At 44.5% G+C, this 17189-nt stretch carries 10 protein-coding genes; 2 read left to right on the top strand and 8 right to left on the bottom strand.

The window, feature by feature from the left end:
* Positions 1 to 69: 69 nt before the first annotated feature.
* Together AC805_RS02770 and AC805_RS02765 are read right to left on the bottom strand one after the other, a co-directional pair.
* Positions 70 to 1650, bottom strand: a complete 1581-nt coding sequence (locus AC805_RS02770) for a bifunctional ADP-dependent NAD(P)H-hydrate dehydratase/NAD(P)H-hydrate epimerase (RefSeq protein WP_055074001.1) — start codon at positions 1648 to 1650, stop codon at positions 70 to 72.
* Between the two features lie 87 nt (positions 1651 to 1737).
* Complete coding sequence (locus tag AC805_RS02765) at positions 1738 to 3618, bottom strand: protein phosphatase 2C domain-containing protein (protein ID WP_055074000.1); 1881 nt, start codon at positions 3616 to 3618, stop codon at positions 1738 to 1740.
* A gap of 557 nt (positions 3619 to 4175) precedes the next feature.
* On the opposite strand from AC805_RS02765, the gene hrcA reads away from it, so the two are divergent.
* Positions 4176 to 5240, top strand: coding sequence for a heat-inducible transcriptional repressor HrcA (hrcA, locus tag AC805_RS02760; protein ID WP_055073999.1), 1065 nt, complete (start codon positions 4176 to 4178; stop codon positions 5238 to 5240).
* Positions 5241 to 5305: 65 nt separating this feature from the next.
* Here the strand turns inward: hrcA and cobN are convergent, their stop codons facing one another.
* Complete coding sequence (gene cobN / locus AC805_RS02755) at positions 5306 to 9199, bottom strand: cobaltochelatase subunit CobN (RefSeq protein ID WP_055073998.1); 3894 nt, start codon at positions 9197 to 9199, stop codon at positions 5306 to 5308.
* 42 nt (positions 9200 to 9241) lie between these two features.
* Here cobN and AC805_RS02750 point away from each other — a divergent pair, with 42 nt between their 5' ends.
* Positions 9242 to 10639 carry a cobyrinate a,c-diamide synthase gene (locus tag AC805_RS02750; RefSeq protein ID WP_055073997.1) on the top strand — a complete coding sequence of 466 codons (1398 nt, stop codon included), beginning with the start codon at positions 9242 to 9244 and terminating at the stop codon, positions 10637 to 10639.
* A gap of 83 nt (positions 10640 to 10722) precedes the next feature.
* Here the strand turns inward: AC805_RS02750 and AC805_RS02745 are convergent, their stop codons facing one another.
* The 5 genes from AC805_RS02745 to pheS form a co-directional block, all read right to left on the bottom strand.
* On the bottom strand, positions 10723 to 12228 hold the full coding sequence (locus AC805_RS02745; protein ID WP_055073996.1) for a hypothetical protein: 1506 nt from the start codon (positions 12226 to 12228) through the stop codon (positions 10723 to 10725).
* A 227-nt stretch (positions 12229 to 12455) separates the two neighbouring features.
* Positions 12456 to 13685, bottom strand: coding sequence for a glycosyltransferase (locus AC805_RS02740; RefSeq protein WP_231662407.1), 1230 nt, complete (start codon positions 13683 to 13685; stop codon positions 12456 to 12458).
* Positions 13686 to 13717: 32 nt separating this feature from the next.
* Positions 13718 to 15004: an ABC transporter ATP-binding protein gene (locus AC805_RS02735; RefSeq protein WP_055073994.1), complete on the bottom strand. Its 1287-nt coding sequence runs from the start codon at positions 15002 to 15004 to the stop codon at positions 13718 to 13720.
* Positions 15005 to 15050: 46 nt separating this feature from the next.
* Positions 15051 to 15893, bottom strand: a complete 843-nt coding sequence (locus tag AC805_RS02730; protein ID WP_055073993.1) for an ABC transporter permease — start codon at positions 15891 to 15893, stop codon at positions 15051 to 15053.
* 110 nt (positions 15894 to 16003) lie between these two features.
* Complete coding sequence (pheS, locus tag AC805_RS02725; protein WP_055073992.1) at positions 16004 to 17008, bottom strand: phenylalanine--tRNA ligase subunit alpha; 1005 nt, start codon at positions 17006 to 17008, stop codon at positions 16004 to 16006.
* Between the last annotated feature and the right edge of the window lie 181 nt (positions 17009 to 17189).

Below are 17189 nucleotides of genomic sequence, written 5' to 3'. Positions count from 1 at the left end.
CAAAAGCTGTAGCGCACGCTGCGCGTGCGCTACAGCTTTTGAGATTGTATGCCTAGATACTTGAAATACCTAGGTTTTTAATGTCTTGCTAGGATAATCCTGTAAGAACGGCAATAGATTTTGAGCAAGAGTTACGGGATCAACCCCCATTTCTGTCCTTTGTCTTACTAGCCACCTTGCCGCCTGAGAATGCCACAGGGTCGCGACGATCGCGGCATCCTTGGCGGTCATTCCCTGCGCCAACAAACCACCGATCATTCCTGCTAATACATCACCACTACCACCTCTGGCTAGGGCTGCCGTACTTTCTGGATTGATCCAGACTTGAGAATGAGCTTGGGAATTAGATCGGGCAAGACGCTCAGGCTCGGACGGACTGGCGATCGCCGTTCTTGCACCCTTTAGCAAAATGGTTGATTGGGTTTGACTTACCGCAATTTGCAGGGCTTCTAAGCGCTCAACCTTACGCAAGTCTGGAAATAGTCGGCAAAACTCTCCCCAATGGGGGGTCAAAACCGTGGCACGGTTACGATTCGATAATTGTTGATTGATGCGAACTTTCCCCATAGCAGCTAGCCTATTTAATCCATCTGCATCAAGTACGAGTGGTTGATCGCTATTAATTACCTGCTCCACAATAGCCCCTGCGTCGAGGGAAAGTCCACAACCACAAGCGATCGCTTGGTACTTTTGCCAATCTAAATCGGGGAGTGAGGCGATCGCGCCCGATGGGGTCTCCGTACAGCCGATAACCAGAGCATCGGGAACTTGGGCGAGCATCAACGGTTTGAGAGAATGGGGAACGGCGATCGATAACATTCCCACACCCGTTGCCTTTGCGCCTAAGGCAGCTAGTATGGCTGCGCCACCATATTGCTCCGATCCGACAACTAAGAGTAAATGCCCGATATCGTACTTATGGGCGATCGCTGATCGGGCGATCGGTAAGTGATCGCCGATCGCTGCGAGCGGATCGATGCGCCATAGGGGATGGCGATCGCCAAGGATTTCTTGGATCGATTTTTCGGGGATATCGAACCCTATTCTTTCAAGGTTGCCAATGTAGGGAGATGCGGCTTCGGACAATAGCCCCCTTTTCCACAAACCCAAGCAAAGGGTATGGGTCGCGCGGATGGCTGTTCCCATGACGTTACCGCGATCGCTATGGATACCCGAAGGTAAATCGATGCTGATAACTGGAATTTGCCAGCTATTAATGGTGTCAATGGCGATCGCCCCAGCACCGATCACATCTCGATCTAAACCAAACCCAAATAGACCATCAACGAGCAAATCGCAATCGCCCAGATCGGCTAAAGTCACAAAAGGAATACCCAGACTTTTGGCATAGCAGCCATGCACTCGCGTTAAGGGTTTGGACTTGGTAAAGGGGGGATAGATCTTGACCTGTCGCCCTTGATGATGCAATTCTCTCGCGACCACTAACGCATCACCGCCGTTATGTCCCGCACCAGCCAAGATCCCGATCCTTTTATAAAATTCAGGGGGATATAGCTCGGTTAAGCGCTGCGTAATTTTGAGGGCAACTTTTTCCATCAGTGATGCCACGGGCATTCCTGCTTGGAAAATCAAAGCTTCAATCGCTTGCATTTGACTTGCCGTGACGATTGCCTGTGATGCGAGATTCATTGTTTAGAGCTTAAAGTTTAGAGCTTAAAGTTTAGAGCTTAAAGTTTAGAGCATAAAGTTTAGAGCATAAAGTTTAGAGCATAAAGTTTAGGGCACAAATTTCTGGAGACTGGTGGGTAGGTGTTGGCGTACCCAGTTTTTCACTTGAGGGAACTGCATTGCCGCCAAGCCGCTACCGAGAATTAAAGCCACTAAAATCAAAATGATAATAAATGCGCTATTGGTCTGTTTGGGAACGGCTAATTCCGTCTTTGCCGACTCAAACTCATCGAGATCGAAATCTGGATCTTCCGCAGATTCCGACTTCGATGATGATGTCAAGGCTAATGCGCCTGCCGCCTCTTCAGATTCAGCTTGAATATCCTCTGTATCGGCTTCTGGAGAGAGATTGATAACTTCTGTGACGATCTGATTTTCATTAACAAGATCTTGCTCCACATCCTCAGAGGCAAATCGACAGCGCATCAGAGCGACCGTAATATTGTCATGTCCGTTGAGTTGGTTAGCTTGATCGATTAAATTCTGGCAACCGCGATCAAGGGACTGATTTTCACTGAGGATCGGGAAGAGATAGCGATCGCGAATCTGCTCGACCCGATCGAAATCACTTAACCCATCGGAACAGAGCAGCAATAGACAGTCTTCATCGATAAAAAATCTTTGGACTCGAGGCACGAGCATATCTGAACCCCTAGTGCCTAAAGCCTGAATTAAGGCTCCCCCATCGATCCTTTGGGATGAGTAGGCATAAAAATTGTAGCCTAGGGTAGTTTCACGGGTTGCCACATCATCGTCAAGGGTAACTTGACGCAGGCTATCCTTGGTGATGCAGTAGAGGCGACTATCGCCAATATGCATGACATATACCTCATTGCTCATCTTGCCATTAGGACGGGGCATCACTGCCATAACCAGCGTCGTTCCCATCCTTTTTTGGGCTTGACGCTGTTGCTGGTCGTTAATTGCTACGATCTGATTGTTAACGACACGGGCAACCATTTCTAGCTGGGCAATAAAACCTTGGGCAGAAAAATCGGGATCGGTTTCCGCCTGTTGCAATAGGGTTTTTAGTTGTTGCTCTAGGGTCTTGATCGCCAGAGAGCTAGCCACTTCGCCCCCATCATGCCCGCCCAGACCATCACAAACGATCGCTAGGCGATCGCGGAGGGCTTCAGGTTGTTCGGTACGCTTTTGGCGCTTGGCATCTGGATAACAGGCATCTTCATTGCCCTTATCAGCTCGTTGAATCCCCACATCAGTAGCAGTGGCAATCCTAACGTTGAGGGGCTGATTCTCCATTACATTGAGGGTCATCCGATCCAGATGGGCGATCGCACCGTTAATGTCGTATTCGCCTCGTCCCAGACTATAGAAAAATTCAGCGATCGGTTCGGCAATCTCTGGTTTAGCCAGATCGAGCCACTGTACCCAGATATCACCTAATTGGGAAATATGCACGGCAGCAACATCGGCTTGTAATTCCAGCAGGCGCACCCACATCCCATCGACCCTTACCAATCGGGGATCGATTAAAGTCCTTGCCATATTCTGCTCGGCTAGGGGCTGCCAGAGGTTGAGGACTTGCCAGAGCAGGTTAATCTGTCTTAGTGCGGAAGCTTCTGCCCATGCTTCGGCTAGGGTGGGACATAGCTTGCCTTGGCGATCGATGGGGACATTTTCTAACAAGAATACTTCGGAAAGATTGAGTTCTTCGCCCAGCAACAATAGTCCGTAAGGTCGGGGCAGGTGCAAACTCAATCTCGATAGCTTGAGGTAAGAAACCACATAGGTTTGAAATTCAAGGGGTAACTCTGGCAGGGAGTAAGCATCCGTATCCACAACAATTTGCGAAGAGAGGACATGGTAGCGATCGGCAACCAGCGAGTCGGGCGGAAAGGTATCGGTATCCAGACCGACTGCCCAAAGATATTGCTGCTCAACTGCCGTAGCTTGCTCTTGTTTTTCCATGAAGGTTGTTAATCGCTTACCAAAATTATGGGATGAGGACGGGAAAAGTTGCAGATGTCTTAGAAGTGTTTACATTATCAAATTTAAGGTCAGAATAGACTGCTTCGAGCGATATTCTATCGATAAATTAAGAGATCCGATCTGGGTATTCAAATCTGGGCATTCAAATTACATTTGGTTATTGTAGCTAACTTACAGCGCTTTGCGCTCAAACCCAAACCAAGGGAATTTTTGAAAGCGTTGCGAAGCAACGCTTTCAAAAATTCCCTTATGGTTCGTTTGATCGATATTTGAGCGATAATTGCTGTAGGTGGCAGCAAACTTGGGGCTTATTAGTTTAAAAACGCTTTTTAGCCTGACAGAATTTGCTTAGATGTACGAGTTGCTACCAGATCTATTCACAATCTGGGTATTGTATTAGGTAAGCTTTTGATTTATAGAAGCCAAATTTAGCAATAAAAATTTAATACTTTATTTTTTCCGTTTTAATATTTTATTTTTCGCTTTATTTTTTATTTTATTTTTCACTTTATTTTTCCATTGCACTGCCCTAACCCATGAAGCATCACCTTACCCATCGCGAACAAAAAGTTCTTTGGGCAACTATCGATCACTACATTCACACAGCGGAACCAGTTGGTTCTAAGGCTTTGGTGTCAGAGTACGACTTTGATATTAGCCCTGCGACAATTCGTAATGTCATGAATATGCTCGATCGCAGTGGTTTGTTATTTCAGCCCCATACATCGGCGGGGCGTGTCCCTTCGGATTCAGGCTATCGGGTTTATGTTGATGAATTGATCGATCCCGCTAGTGAGCTTACCTACAGTACTCACCAATTTCTTGCTAGTAAAAGCGATCGCCTCGGCAAGTCTAGTCTCGATGGGGTGATGCGCGATGTCGCGCAGATTTTGGCGACCCTAAGCGGTTGTATTGCGGTGATTACTGCGCCGAATATGCAGACAATGCGTATCAGGCACTTGCAGTTGGTGATGGTGGATCGGTGTAAGGTGATGGCGATCGCCGTAAGCGACACCTATCATACCGCTTCGGTAACGATGGATTTGCCTAGCGAGACTAAGCCTGAAATTTTGGAAGGTGAGTTAAATATTCTCAATAATTTTTTAAACGAACATCTGCGCGATAAAAATTGGTCAGAGTTGAATAGCGCTTTGCAATGGGACGATCTCGATCGCCAATTTCAGCAATATGCCGTGCTGTTACAACAGTCTTTACAGCAGTTGATGAAATTATGCGATCGCACGGCATTGGGGCAAATGTTTATTAGCGGCTTAACCGAGTTATTACGTCAGCCTGAGTTTTCTAATTTGAGGCAGGTGCAAAATATCGTGCAGTTACTTGAAGCCGATCGCGCTTCGTTAATGGCTCTCATTGTCGATCAACCCACTCCTTCAACTAATTCTGTCAGCATCAGAATCGGTTCTGAAATCTCCATTGAGCCAATTCAGAACTGTACTTTTATCTCTAGTACCTATCTCTGTGATGATAAGCCTGTAGGAACAGTGGGCGTATTGGGACCTACGCGATTGGGTTATACAAGGGCGATCGCTTCCGTACAGGCTGCGGCGCTGCATCTCACTGACGCAATTAGTAAATGGTAAATTATTCAGTCAGCAAGTATTCAGTCAGCAAGTATTCAGTCAGCAAGTATTCAGTCAGCAAGTATTCAGTCAGCAAGCCCTGTTTGTGATTCGATCGCCCCTTCGGCATCATTAGCGATCGCTTTTAGGCGATCTAATGTATCCGCATTCACTTCCTGCCACATCCCACGCTGATGCGCTTCTAGCAAGCGTTCCGACATGTCTCGTAATGCCCAAGGATTGCTAGATTTAATAAAATTCTGAACTTCAGGATTAAAGGTATATGCCTCCGCAATTCCCTCATACATGAAATCCGAAACGCAGTTTGTCGTCGCATCATAGGCAAACAGATAATCGAGGGTTGCCGACATCTCAAATGCGCCTTTATAGCCGTGACGCATCGCGCCCGCAATCCATTTGGGATTAACGACCCGCGATCGATAAACCCGCGCGATCTCTTCACGAAGTTTGCGCACCTTGGGCTGTGCCATCCGTGAATTATCGCCAAAATAGACCTCTGGAGCATTACCAGATATGGATTTGATGGCGGCGGTCATGCCGCCCTGAAACTGATAGTAATCATCGGAATCGAGAATGTCATGTTCGCGATTATCCTGATTTTGCAGCACTATTTGCATATTGCCGAGGCGTTGATTAAAGGCTTCAGGAGCCGATTTACCCTCAGATTTGCTGGTATAGGCATAGGCGCTCCAATTAATATAGGCACGGGCTAAATCCTGCTCGCTCTCCCAGTTTTGCGACTCGATCAAGCCCTGTAAACCCGCACCATAGGCGCTTGGTTTTGAGCCAAATACGCGATAACGCGATCGCTCTTGCGCCTGTGCTAAAGTCAATCCTGATGCTTGCCAATGGGTCGATTCTTCTTGAACTTTTGCCGCTAAGGGATTCTGATCGGCGGGTTCGTCAAGATTTGCCACCGCATTCACCGCACTATCAAATAAATCGATCAAGTTGGGAAACGCATCTCGAAAGAATCCCGAAATCCTCAAGGTGACATCGACACGGGGACGACCCAGAATCGATAAAGGCAGGATCTCAAAATCAATCACGCGCCGCGATACGCCATCCCAAACGGGTTGCACGCCAAGCAGAGCCAGAGCTTCGGCTAAGTCATCGCCCCCCGTTCGCATGGTCGAAGTCCCCCAAATCGATAGCCCTAGGGTTTGTGGATATTCGCCATGTTCTTGCGTGTAAGTTTCGATCAGCACATCCGCAGCCTTGCGTCCGATATCCCAAGCGGTTTCCGTCGGTACTGCCCGAATATCTACAGAATAGAAGTTTCTGCCTGTGGGCAGCACTTCGGGTCTACCCCTTGTCGGTGCACCTGATGCACCGCTAGGCACATATTCCCCATTGAGTCCCCGCAGAAGATTCGTAATTTCTTGCTTGGTTTTGTAGAGAGAGGGGAGAAGACGATCGCGAATCCATGTTAGTTCGGTCGCAATCTTCTCGCTAATGATCCCCCCCAGCCCCCCTTGTAAAGGGGGGAGAATTTCAATTTTCTTCTTCCCCCTTTTTAAGGGGGATTGAGGGGGATCATTGTCAACTAAAGCTTCCACCAACTCCGCCGCATATTCCTCGATAACTTCCACAGCATCGCCAATAATCCGACAATTCTCTAAGAGTGGATGAGAACTTAATGGAAGTAACTCGCCTAAATTCGCAGTCAGAGGATCGAAGTCTAAACCCCAATCCTGCGCGATCGCTCTAGTTAGCCCCAAACGATTAGCCGTCGGATTACGGGCGATCGCTACGACCAAATCCCTTAACTGTCGCCCCTCTGGACATTGCCCGAAAATATGCAACCCATCGCGGATTTGCGCTTCTTTGATTTCGCAGAGATAGCCATCGGCAGTGGTGAGAATTGCATTCAGCGAATCCTCTAGGCGATCTAGGGAAATCCCCAAATCTTGATGGAGATTTTCCTGTTTGATCGTGTCTATCAAGCGATCGCGAATCATGCCCAAACGAGAGGGATCGAGGGTTTCTGCTTCATAATATTCATCGATCAAGCCCTCTAATTGCTGCAAGCCGCCGTATAGCTCGGCGCGAGTCATGGGCGGCGTAAGATGATCGAGAATGACTGCTTGCGATCGCCTTTTTGCCTGAGAGCCTTCCCCTGGATCGTTGACAATAAAGGGATAGAAATGGGGCATCGCTCCAAAGGCGGCTTCAGGATAGCAATTTTCTGAAAGCGCTATGCTTTTTCCGGGGAGCCATTCGAGATTGCCATGTTTGCCGATATGGGCGATCGCATGGGCGTTAAACTTATCGCGCACCCAATGATAGAAAGCCATATAGTCATGGGTCGGTTCTAGATCTGGCGCATGGTAATTGAGCGTAGGATCGAGATCGTAGCCCCGTGATGGTTGAATCCCGACAAAAATATTGCCAAATTGCATACCAGCGATCGCCAATTCTTTCTCACACTTCGGCTCATTCCATCTTGACTGAATTCCATTTTGGACAGGTTCAGGCAAATTCTGGAAATAGTTTTGATAATCTTCTAAGGCTAAAGATTGATTAACCTGACGCAATCCAAAGGATTCGCGATCGTTAGTCACGCCTGTGGTTAGCGACTTCATCAATTCATCGCTAGTTTCAGGGATTTCCCCGACACTGTAGCCCGAACTTCGCAAAGCTTTAAGAATCTCCAAACAACTGGCTGGCGTATCTAAACCCACCCCATTGGCTAACCTCCCATCGCGATTAGGATAATTGGCAAGAATCAGCGCAATTTTGCGATCGCTCACCTCCGTATGCTTTAAATCGACCCATTTAGCTGCCAGATCCGCCACAAAATTAATCCGCGATCGCATGGGTTCATAGGTCAATACTTCCGTTTGCAAGGCGAGATTCTGCCCCTGCATCGCTTTAAAAGAAACTGCCCTCGTAATAATCCTGCCATCGACTTCTGGCAACACCACATTCATCGCCATATCGCGAGGATTTAGTCCCTGCGTACCATTTGCCCAAGTTTTTTTCAGCCCACCACTAAAAATCACCTGAAACACAGGCACATTTAAAGCTTCCCAAAGATCCACTTGCGGCGTATCCGTTTTTAAACTGGCTAAAGAGAAACTGGTGGTATTTAAAATCACATCTACTTTCCGCCCAGATTCAGGATCGGATTCAGGCAGGCAATAGCGAATTAATTCTGCTTGGACATCGGGTTCTTTGAGTGATGAAACATAGATGGGTAAAGGTTCTAAATTGCGATCGCGTAATGCTTCACATAAAGCAGCGATCGCTGTCGTATTTCCCGACAAATAATGAGCGCGATAAAAAAGAATCGCCACCAATCCCAGATCCCCCTCAATCCCCCTTAACAAGGGGGAAGAAGAAAATTCTCCCCCCTTTCTCAAGGGGGGCTGGGGGGGATCTATATTCTGAACATTAGACAGAGTTATGGAATAATAACCCCCTATTCTAGGCACTGGTTGCGGAAGTTCGTATTCTGACGCAATACCTAAAAATTCTTTCGCAATAAACTGCAATAAATTCTGATAATTGGATATTCCTGCTTCAATGAAATATTGCCAAGCCTGATTCACGATCGTAAGCGTCGTTGTGGAATGGCTGGTTAGATTTGGATCGGGACGCTCATCCCCTGGCAATACGATCAGGACTGCACCAGTTATTGACACAGTTTCCTTAACGACCTCTAATCCATAGCTCCAGTAAGACTGTCCTCCAATTAATCTGACAATAATCACCTTGGCGCTTGCTAAAACCTCTTCGGCATAGGTATCGATCGCTATTTGTTGCTGCAACTGCAATATATTTACTACCCGAATCTGCGGAAAATCCTCAGGCAAGTTCGCAGTAGCCGCCGCAAGGGTCTGGATATCCGTATCGGCAGCCGTGATAATGACAATCGGCGCAGGTTGCTGATCGACAAAAACAACGCTGTCGGTGGACTGGTTCCAGCCCCCTGATATAGTAGCAATACGGTGCATTAGTTATTGAGTTCGGCTAGGGAAAGGTACAGGAAAAAGGCAATGGCAATTATTATCGCAGGTGAACGCAGTGGTGTGGGGAAAACTACAGTGACTTTGGCGCTATTAGCGGCGATGAAAACGCGATCGCTATCTAATCAAACCTTAGTGCAATCCTTTAAGGTTGGCCCCGATTACATCGACCCGATGTTCCATTCCTATATCACGGGACTACCCTGCCGCAATCTCGATCCCGTTTTAACATCTGAGGACTACGTACGCTCCTGCTTTGCCAAGCATTCTCGACCTGCCGATTATTCTCTGATTGAGGGAGTAATGGGACTATTTGATGGGGCGACGGGAAAGGATGACACTGCAAGTACAGCCCATATCGCCAGATTATTAAACGTACCAGTGGTTTTAATTCTTAACTGTGCCAGCACATCTCGTTCTATTGCGGCGATCGCCCACGGATATCGTACCTTCGATCCGCGTATTCAGATTGCAGGCGTAGTTCTCAATCGCGTTGGTAGCGATCGCCATTTAGAATTGCTTACCCAAGCTCTTGAACCTCTTAATTTACCAATTCTTGGCGTTCTCCGTCGTCAAGATAATATTGCTATTCCCGATCGCCATTTAGGACTCATTCCCACCGCCGAAATGTCCGATCTCGATGGCATTATCGATCGCTTGGCATATCTTGGCGAAACTTGTTTTGATTGGGAGAAATTATTACCATTAATGGGAAGCCCTCACCCCCTCACCCATGAGGATAGGGAAGTAATAGTTGCGCCCCCTCTCCTGCGGGAGATTGGGCTGGGGTGTGGGGGGCTTCGGATTGCGATCGCCCAAGATAAAGCCTTTAGTTTTTACTATCCTGATAATCTCGATTTATTTCGAGAAATGGGAGCCGAGCTAGTTCCTTGGAGTCCAATTAGCGATCGCACCTTACCTGAAAATATCCAAGGGTTATACTTTGGCGGCGGATTCCCCGAAGTATTTGCTACCGAGTTAACTGAAAATAAAACCGCAAGAGAATCCGTTCACAAGGCGATCGCCGCAGGAATTCCCACCTATGCCGAATGTGGCGGTTTGATGTACCTATGCGATCGCCTTGTCGATTTTGAAGAACAATCTTTCGCGATGGTAAATATTTTCCCGACGACAGCCAAAATGGGTAAGCGGCTCACTTTGGGCTATCGACAGGCGATCGCCTTACTAGATAGCCCGTTAGTCAAAAAAGGCGATCGAGTTTGGGGACATGAATTTCATCGCTCATCTTTAACAGAAATAAGCGATCGTCCCCTATATTCTCTCCAAGGTTACGATTCCCATTTACAATATCCGACGGAAGGATGGCAAAAATATCAAGTTCATGCCTCTTACAATCATCTCCATTTCGGCGCACAGCACCATCTATTATCGAGATTTCTCGTAAATTGCCAAAAATCCAACAATTGATTGGGTTAGCAGATGGTCTGCATTTAAAACCAAACCCAGTAATACCAAATCACAAAATGGCTACGCCATTTTGTGATTTGGTATTACAGACCAAGAGTTAACAAAAAAATAAGATAGATAAATCGCTTTGATAGCAATATAGTTAGACTGGATTGCAAAGCTTTAGTCGCAAGGAGTTGAGCCGTTTGTTTGTTACCCTTATGAAATTCTTGCCATGCCATGTTGGCATAAGAGGAACTTTCACGCCGTCCTCTGATATAGCTTAACTGCATTATAGTCATGGGATGGCTGATTTGAATTGATGCAGGTAGCCAAGCAAAAGCATGAACGTAATTTGGATCTAATATTATTTTAAATGCATCCTGCAATTCATAGGATGGAGCTAGATCGTAAAATTTACTTTCCGTCTGATGCCTTGAAAAAGGCTGCTTACCAAATGCTTCTGACTCATCTTTGCTGGGGCTGTTAATAAATTTCTTAAGTAAATCTTCCGTAACTCGCTGAAAATATTCAGGCTTACATTCTTGAGGCTGTAAATGTTTTGTGAGCATCTTTGCAAAATCAGTAACCGCCTGATGCTGAACTAAGACTCCCCAAGCAATCCCGCTCTCATTTTTCTCAGAACGAAGAATGGGGACATAACTTTCATTCTGTCTTTCGTATCTCACCGTACTGCCATGATCCCCCGCCATAAATAACTCTAGGATCTGTGGGTCACACAGAAAATAACGTTCGGAGCGATCGTTAACCTTTAGAAAATAGGGCATTAATAGATCGCTAGGAAAAGCCTGAGTACTACTAAGTAACCCAAAGAAAAATCCTTTTAATCCTGTATCAGGATAGATTTTCCCTGCCGCTAATAGATTACTTAGCGATCGCTGAGATTTTCCAGACCAGCCAATATCAACCGTTGCAAAAGGTACTCCATCTGCCATCCCCTCCTGTTTAAAGTATCCAACAGCTTTCTCTCGATAGTTAGAAGCCATAGATAGGATTAGTTCTGAAACCGATTCTTCTTGAAAGACTTTTTTCAAGGTGTTTTTCTCACTATCCGTTAGATCTTTATCCCAACTATTCGATAACAATCCATAATTAGTTAAAATATTTGAAATCGTCTCAGGCTGCAAATTAACTCTCTGACAAATAATACGAATTGAAAGAAATCCAGGATTATCAAAAAGCCAATTAAATTCTTGTTCGCCCAATGATTCAATGGCAGGGAAGTGAAAAGCTTGTCTTGACCCGTAAAAATAGCGGCAATCAATTGGATAATCCCACTGACTACATATTACTTGCGCGACCTTGTACAGAATTTGACCATCTCTCGCCATAAAATAAAGTCTTTTAATGCCCTGTAACTCCGCCTCCGTTAAAACCCAATAAACAAAACCAAAAATTAGCGGAGAAATGACATTAGATGAAGTATTCCAAATAGTCTGTTTGCTTGCTTCAGTTTCAGCCCCCTGTAACCGACATAATCGACTCGTTTCAGCGAGAAGAGTGCGAAAGCCAAGAGGTAGACTGATATTACCTGCTACCAGGTTTTCATAACCGTTCATATCGGCTTTCAAAGAGTTTGAAAATTGCATAATCTTGCAGGCTCTAAGGTGAAAACAACTCAATCAATTTTAAACGCTTTATAGGTAGTTCTAAAAAGGAAAGAATTTACATCATCAGGATGTGCGGCGCAAAGCGCCGTCCATCCTGACCTATATAGCAAGGTTTGATTAACCCCAAAGATGAGTGGCGACGCGAAGCGTCGCCACTCATCTTTGGGGTTTTGCCTTTTTTAATATAGGAGATTTAAGTTGGAGATTTAAGTGCCTTGATAGAGTGCTATATGTCTTTCTAAAAAAAGCTGCTTAGAAAATTTATGTTCAACATCTTGGCGAGCTTGCTGGGCGATTCGATCTAGAATAGGAGACAGTAAAGCTTGACGGAGAGCATTGTTTAAAGCTTCTTGATTAGTAGGTTCAACCAAAAAGCCGTTTTGACCAGACTGGATCATCTCAGGTACTCCACCAGTAGAAAATCCCACAATCACAGTGAATGAAAGCATTGCTTCTAAAACTGTCAGAGGAAGATTATCAGCAAGAGAACAAAACAACATAATGTCAGAGGCAGCATAGATCTTTGACATAGCCTCAGGATTGCTAATGAATCCCATCTCTAAAACCTCTAAACCTTGCAGCGCTGATCTGATCTCATCATTACAATGTCCCACCGCCAACACAACAGGAGCCAAATCTCGACAGCTTTGTAGAGCTTCAATAGCGTATTTTACGCCTTTATGTGGGGCTGCCAAATAGTTTGCAGATATAGTCACTACTTTTCTATGTTCTGCAATAGAAAGAATTCTTTTAGCTTCATTTCTATTAAGAATTGGGCAAGATTCTGGATCTATGCCATTAGGGATAATTACGGGGGGTACTTTATATGACAAAGATAATTCTGCTTGATTGGCAATCCATTGACTAGGAAAAATATAGCGAATCATATTGTTTTTAGAAAGCCATCTCTTGATAGATTGAACTTCCTTCGTCCGATCGCGTATTCTATCTTGCCATCTATTTTGTGGTAATTGCGGACAGTTGTGACAATGACTAATAAATTTTTCGCAGCCAGAAGGATAAAGGCAACCGCCTGTAAAAACCGAGCAATCATGTACGGTGAAAAAAGTAGGTTTCTTTTTAGCAGTCAAAGCTAAAGTTAAAGGTGAAATTGCACTATAGAGATCGTGAAAATGAAAAACATCATAGTTCTTTAACTGATAAGCAAGATTAAACCAATATTCAACGGGGAAAAATTCGTTGAATCCTAGCTTATTAGTCAAATAATGGGTTTTTTGGTTGATTTTTTTAGCCAACCCATGTCCGTAGAGATCTTTTTGAAAAGGAACAGAATTCGTGTTACCAACAGCTACAAAATGATCTGCTACATAACCAATTTCATTTAGCCAAGTCGCTAAGTCCTGAGCAACTCGACTCGCTCCACCTGAGTTTCTATTGGATTTGCTAATGATTGCAACTTTCATAAATAAACTCAAATAGATTCTATTCTTGTAAATCGATACGAAATCTATACAGTTAACAATTTAAGTGTACATGAAACAACACCATCGATTTCAGGCTTCATACCATAACTTTCGGTAACAAAATCGATTACTTCCATTTCAAATGAAGACTCTATATAGTCAAAAAATACTCCATCGTTAGCAATCCATAAACCTACTACATAGATTCCCGAATTTAAGTAAAGATTCTCAATCCTAAGATTCACATGATTACTTCCCTTGTTTAAATATATTATTTGACCAAGTTTAACGGTATCAGCATTGACCAACTTGTTACCATGTTGATCAAAAATTATTATCGCGAGTCTTGAAATACTCCTAGATTGATTTGATTCAATATCTAACAAGAAATCCAGTGGACCATTGGTATAAGGTTGAAAGTTTGTGTTCTCGTTTAGACTGCTGTATTTGGCTCCAAGGAAACGAACATCTCCTGTCCCAGAAGTTCGAGGAACATTTGCTAAATTAATCCACTCAGTAGGTGAAGCTTTCCCAGAAGTACTGGACATGTAACGAACGATCACCTCTGAGGTACTCCTAAAATCTATTAGATTACCTCGCTCAAGCATAACGCATTTAGAACACAAACGTTGAATAGCATTCATATTGTGACTTACAAATAGAACTGTCCGCCCCTGATCTTGGGATATGTCCTCCATTTTTCCAAGGCATTTTTTTTGAAAGTTTGCATCACCAACTGCTAACACTTCGTCTACAATCAATATTTCTGGCTCTAAGTGTGCAGCCACAGCAAAGGCTAGTCGAACATACATCCCTGAAGAATAACGCTTGACAGGAGTATCTAGAAATTTTTCAATTTCCGCAAAGGCGATAATTTCATCAAACTTTTGGTTAATTTCTATCTTACTCATGCCCAGAATTGCGCCATTAAGATAAATGTTTTCTCTTCCTGTCAGCTCTGGATGGAAACCAGTTCCTACTTCTAATAAACTTGCTACTCGCCCCCTGATGGAAATTCGCCCGCTTGTTGGCTCCGTAATTCTACTTAATATTTTTAGTAATGTCGATTTGCCTGCGCCATTACGACCAATTACACCAATTCTATCTCCTTGCTTAATTTCAAAAGAAACATTTTGAAGAGCCAAAAATTGCTCGCGACTGGGATTATTTATACTTTCACTAGAAGACTTTAGGATCTTTTGGCTGAAAGATTTTATGCCATAACTTATTGTTTCTCGTAGAGATTTTGAATAGCTTGCAGATCCATCTCCTTGGTGATTAATCGTGTAAGACTTGGATAGATTCTCTACTTTGACAGCAGTTTCAGACATATATATTTCACTCCATCTAATCTTTCTATTTAAATATGCAGGCTTCTTAAATCACATCGGCGAAGGTTCGTTCCATCCTACGGAAATACCAAATTCCACTCCAAAGCAATAAAAACACGAAGGCCATTGACAAACTAAAACCTGGCAAGTAGATCTTGGAATCTCCTCCTAAAATAGCCCACCGAAAGCCATCTATTACGCCAACCATGGGATTAATCGAATATAACAATCTCCACTGCTCTGGCACAATGCTACTACTAAAACCCACTGGGGAAATGTACAAACCAAACTGGACGATAAAAGGAACTACAAAGCGAAAGTCACGATATTGAACGGTTAAAGATGCAAGCCATAGCCCTGCTCCCATGGATGCTGCGGTCGCAATTAGAATGAAGAAGGGCAATGTTAGGATACGCCAGTCTGGAACAAAGTTATACCATGCCATTAATCCAAGTAGGATCATGCCAGAGATCATAAAGTCTACAAAGCTGACGATGATCGCACTTGTGGGAACGATTAGGCGGGGGAAATAAACTTTAGAAATTAGGTTGGCATTCCCAACTAGGCTATTACTGCATTCACTGAGGGCATTGGAGAAAAACTGCCAAGGTAACATTCCAGCGAATACTAAGATCGGATAAGGTACTCCTTGAGATGGTAATTTCGCGAGCTGCCCAAACACTACCGTAAATACGACCATTGTTAGAAAAGGTCTAATTAGAGCCCATGCGATACCGATCGCGGTTTGTTTGTAACGAACTAAAATATCGCGCCAAGCAAGAAAATAAAACAGTTCGCGATATCGCCAGAGATCTTTCCAATACTGCTTTTCGGTACGACCAGCTTCAATCACGAGTTCCTTGGTAGCAGCGATATTTTGGTCGTTCATAATGTTGATTTAACTCAGTACGTTGTAAAAATATCGAAGAAATCGAAGTGCAAGTTGTCTAGATAATTTAGCACTAGTTTACTTAGCACTAATATACTTAGAGCACTAATTTAGAACTGGCGCAAGAAACGTAAGTCGCTTGTAAATAAACGACGAATATCGTCAATTTTATGCAAAACCATTGCCACGCGATCTACGCCAAATCCCCAAGCAAAGCCCGTAACTACTTCGGGATCGTAGCCAACAGCTTTGAAAACATTGGGGTCGACCATACCACATCCTCCTAATTCTAGCCAACGGCCATTCCACATAACATCAACTTCAGCAGATGGTTCGGTGAAAGGGAAATAACTGGGACGGAAGCGGATTGGGCATTCACCCAGTAGTTCTTCGACGAAGGTTTTAACAGTACCTTTAAGATCGCCAAAGGTTAACCCCTCTTCGACTGCTAAAAGCTCAATTTGGTGGAAAATTGGTGAGTGGGTCGCGTCAATATCATCCTTACGATAAACTCGTCCAGGGCAAGCAATTCTCAGAGGTGGCTCGTTTTCTTCCATATAACGGATTTGTACCGAGGAAGTCTGCGATCGCAGCAGCTTGCCATCACTTAAATAGAGAGTATCCGCCATGTCGCGGGCAGGATGGTCGGCAGGCGTATTCAAAGCCTCAAAGTTGTAATAATCGGTTTCAATCTCAGGTCCTTGAGCGACGGTAAAACCTAAGCCAACTAAGATATCTAACATCCGATCGATCGTACTTTGAATCGGATGCTGTCTGCCTTGATAGGAACGTAAAATTCCAGGCATAGTTACATCAAGGGTTTCCGCTTCAAGTTGCTTGGCTATTACTAGTTTTTGAATGCTAACCTTACGTTCTTCTAACTGAGTTTGTAATGTTTGCTTAACTTGATTGGCGATCGCGCCTACCTGAGGACGTTCTTCTGCTGATAGTTTGCCCATTGCTCCGAGAATCTGAGAGAGAGTGCCTTTCTTTCCTAAGTACTCCACCCTTAACTGTTCCAACTCTTCAGGAGTTTGCACATCCCCAACTGACTTTGTGGCGATTTCTGCCAGAGATTGCAATTGAGCAGTTAAGCCCTCTAAATCCGTTGCCATCAACGTTTCCTTATATATTTATGAAGATTTTTCTCTCATCACTTTAGCAGAAAACATACAAACTCTGCGGCTATTTTGAGATTGATACTCCCTTCCCACCCAAAGATTAGCAGTGCGGTGCTTCGCACCACACTGCTAATCTTTGGGTTTTAATGCGTATTTTTATACTGGGAAGGGAGTA

Source organism: Pseudanabaena sp. 'Roaring Creek' (genome assembly GCF_001402795.1).
In the GTDB taxonomy this organism is placed as follows: Bacteria; Cyanobacteriota; Cyanobacteriia; order Pseudanabaenales; family Pseudanabaenaceae; genus Pseudanabaena.
This window is presented reverse-complemented; position numbering and strand designations above follow the sequence as displayed.

What these genes read in the sequence shown, in the direction of transcription:
- AC805_RS02770 (WP_055074001.1), bottom strand. Translation starts at nt 1,650, where the DNA reads ATGAATCTCGCATCACAGGCAATCGTCACGGCAAGTCAAATGCAAGCG.
- AC805_RS02765 (WP_055074000.1), bottom strand. Translation starts at nt 3,618, where the DNA reads ATGGAAAAACAAGAGCAAGCTACGGCAGTTGAGCAGCAATATCTTTGG.
- hrcA (WP_055073999.1), top strand. Translation starts at nt 4,176, where the DNA reads ATGAAGCATCACCTTACCCATCGCGAACAAAAAGTTCTTTGGGCAACT.
- cobN (WP_055073998.1), bottom strand. Translation starts at nt 9,199, where the DNA reads ATGCACCGTATTGCTACTATATCAGGGGGCTGGAACCAGTCCACCGAC.
- AC805_RS02750 (WP_055073997.1), top strand. Translation starts at nt 9,242, where the DNA reads ATGGCAATTATTATCGCAGGTGAACGCAGTGGTGTGGGGAAAACTACA.
- AC805_RS02745 (WP_055073996.1), bottom strand. Translation starts at nt 12,228, where the DNA reads ATGCAATTTTCAAACTCTTTGAAAGCCGATATGAACGGTTATGAAAAC.
- AC805_RS02735 (WP_055073994.1), bottom strand. Translation starts at nt 15,004, where the DNA reads ATGTCTGAAACTGCTGTCAAAGTAGAGAATCTATCCAAGTCTTACACG.
- AC805_RS02730 (WP_055073993.1), bottom strand. Translation starts at nt 15,893, where the DNA reads ATGAACGACCAAAATATCGCTGCTACCAAGGAACTCGTGATTGAAGCT.
- pheS (WP_055073992.1), bottom strand. Translation starts at nt 17,008, where the DNA reads ATGGCAACGGATTTAGAGGGCTTAACTGCTCAATTGCAATCTCTGGCA.